Genomic DNA, 3,221 nt, shown 5'->3' with positions numbered 1-3,221 from the left:
GATGGTTTTGCGGGAGACTTGAGTTTCCGTCAGCGCGGCACAGGTGACCTGACCGTCGCAAGTGGTGCCACGGTGCAAGGAACGTCGGTGTCGATGACTGCCGATCAAGGCAACATCGTCGTCGCTGGCAACATCGTCGCGCACGACACGGGCGGCGGACGTATCTATCTGTCGGCCAGCGATGGCATGACCCTCAGCGGCACGCTGGACACTCGCTCCACCAACAGCGACGAACGTAACGGCCGTATCGCTCTGAACGTGAGCGACGGTGGTTTGAATGTGACCGACAGCGCCGTGATTGCCACGGTGGCCTCGGGTGCAGCGACTGGAACGAGCGGCGATGGTGATGTTGCCATTCGTCTGCCTCAGCAATCGTTGCTGACTGTGATCGACGCGGACAGCGCCAACGACGCTGTGCATTTGGGTGGCGACTGGAGCCAGACCGCCGACGTCAGCGTCGAAGGCTTCGCTGTACATGTCGACGCTGACGGCATTCTGGATGCGAACGACACGACGGCTCTCGCAGGCAACGCCATCTATGACGCGGCTGCCGCCTTCGCGGCGCAGACCGATGCAATCGCCACGGCATTGAATAATCCCAGCCTGACTAATCTCGAGGTCACCACTGGTATCGAGATTCAGTCGGGCAGCAGCGATGGCAGCTTGAGCTTGAACAATGACTGGAACCTGGCGGCCTGGCGCTTCGCTGATAACACCGGTGCGCTGACCAAGACGGGGGTGCTGACGCTGCGTGCCACCGGCGATCTCACCTTCAATCAATCGCTCAGCGACGGTTTCAGCGACGAGAACGATTACACGCTGGATCTCGGCTTTGGCGACAGCTGGTCGTATAACCTGATTGCTGGTGCTGATACGGCGAGCGCCGATGTCATGGCGACACAATCGGCGTCTGCGCAGAGGGGCAGCGTCAGGATCGTGGGCGGCGCTGACAGTTCCTCGTCCGGCAACTACACCACTGTGCGCACGGGCACCGGCAGCATCGATGTCGCCGCAGCGCTGGATGTCGTGCTGACCAACGATGCCGCGATGCTCTACACCGCAGGCGAAGCCAGCGACGGAATGATCTATGCCACCGTGCGCGGTCAGGGCAATCAACTGGGTGGTTTGTACTACCCAACCAACGGCGGTGACATCACGCTCACGGCTGGGCGCGATGTGATCGGCGCACCGACCAACCAACTCGCATCGGAGTGGCTGTGGCGCATCGGCAATACCGATTTGCCGACTACTCGCTCGACCGCTTGGACGGTCAACTTCGCTCAGTTCCATCAAGGCGTGGGCGCGGTCGCTGGCGGCGATGTCAGTGTCAGCGCTGGCAATGACGTTCGCGATCTGTCGGTAGCGGTGACCACCATCGGTCGCCAGCGAACCAACAGTGCCGGCGACAAGTCTGCAGCGGTCAACGATCTGGAGGTGATCGGCGGCGGCAATGTCAGCGTCGATTCCGGTGGTGACATTCTCGGCGGCAGCTACTACTCCGGTCGCGGCGAAATCAACCTGCAAGCCGATGGCGCAGTGGGTGCGAGCGAGCAGAACGGCTTGGCGCCGCTGCTGATGCTCGGTGATACGCAAGCTACAGTTGCCGGCCGAAAGGACGTGAACATCGGTGGTGTGGCGACACCGACCTTGTTGCCGCAAAGCATGTCGCAGGGTGCGACGGGATCGACCAATAGCTCGTTCTCGACGTACACGTCAGACAGCTCGTTGAGTGTCGAGTCGACGGCCGGCGATGTTGCCATCGTCGCCAACAACGATGCCATCAACAGCACCTACGGCTGGAGCGACGACGCCAGCGTCCGGCAGGCCAATCTGGCTTTCACACTATTGCCCGGCAGCGTCGATATGCTGGCCTTGCGCGGTAGCGCGGCTGTCGAAGGAACTCTGATCCCGGATGAGAACGGCTCGCTCGATGTGCGCGCTTACCAGGATGTGAACTTTGACGTCATCGTGTCCGACGTGGCTGTGGATGAGCTGCCGAGCGCCGCGAATCCCAAGAGCAGTTCGTTTGCCACCGACGCTAGCTCAGAGTTGTATCTGGCGCTGACCAGTTGGGAAAGCGCTCGTGAGCTGAAGCTCGATCTGTTCAACGCGCCGACGCCGGTACGATTGCAGGCAGCAGAAGAGGGCACGTTGCCGTCGTCGCGCATCGTGGCGGCTACTGGCGATGTCACGGGCTCCGGATACTTCGGTGCGCCCGTCGATATTCAGGCGGGCGATGACGTAGTGGATTTGAATGTCGGCATCCAGAACTTGGTGGCGTCCGATGTGAGCACCATCTCTGCGGGCAACGACATTTACTACACCCTGTCGCGCGGCTCGGGCGGATTGAGCCCTAATGACAACGGTATCGAGGTGGACGGCCCGGGGCAGCTGCTGCTCACTGCGGGCGGCGACATCGACCTGGCGACGTCCGAAGGCGTGACCAGCTGGGGCGATGAAATGAATCCGGCGCTGGCCGACTTTGGCGCCAACATCACCGCGTTGGCTGGACTCAATGGTGAGCGGCCCGACTACGCTGCCTTCGCTGAAGACTATGTGGCGGGCAGTGAGGAATACCTTCCTGAGCTGACGAATTACATCGAAGCGCTGACTGGGAACAAGCCTGCTACCGCAGCTCAGGCCCGTGCCGCATTCACTGCGCTGGATGCCAAACAGCAGCGTGCCTTCTTGTATCGGGTGCTGTTGGCGGAAGTTCGGCAATCGGCCGTCGAAGCGGCGTCCGTAGAAATGCACAACGATTACTCGCGGGGCTTCACTGCGCTGGAAACCTTGTTCCCCGGCAGCACCGATGCCGACAACAATCCCTACCTGGGCGATATCAGCCTGTACTTCAGTCGCATCTACACCTTGGACGGCGGCGACATTTCGTTGCTGACGCCGGGCGGTGGAGTGAATGCTGGATTGGCGGCCGATACGTTGCAGCGGTTCGGCATCAACAAGAACTCCAACCAACTGGGTCTGGTGACACGGCGAGGCGGCGACATCGGCATCGTCACTGACGGCGACGTGCAGGTGAACGAGTCGCGCATCTTTGCGATCAATGACAGCGACATCGTGGTGTGGTCCTCGAACGGCGACATCGATGCCGGTCGTGGCGCCAAGACGGCGATCTCAGCACCGACGTTCTCTGTTACCTACGACGATGACGGCCATCCCAGCGTGACTTACGACGCTGCGCTTTCTGGTAGCGGCATTCAGAC

General features: G+C 61.3%; 1 protein-coding gene. It reads left to right on the top strand.

Going from position 1 to position 3,221, the window contains the following annotated elements; genetic code table 11:
* Positions 1-3,221: filamentous haemagglutinin family protein (locus JNL55_RS25475; RefSeq protein ID WP_293860977.1), on the top strand; the 3,221-nt coding region annotated here is incomplete at both ends.

The organism is Steroidobacter sp. (assembly GCF_016790065.1).
GTDB lineage: Bacteria > Pseudomonadota > Gammaproteobacteria > Steroidobacterales > Steroidobacteraceae > Steroidobacter.
Note: the sequence above shows the minus strand (reverse complement) of the source record. Positions and strands in the feature narration are given on the sequence as shown.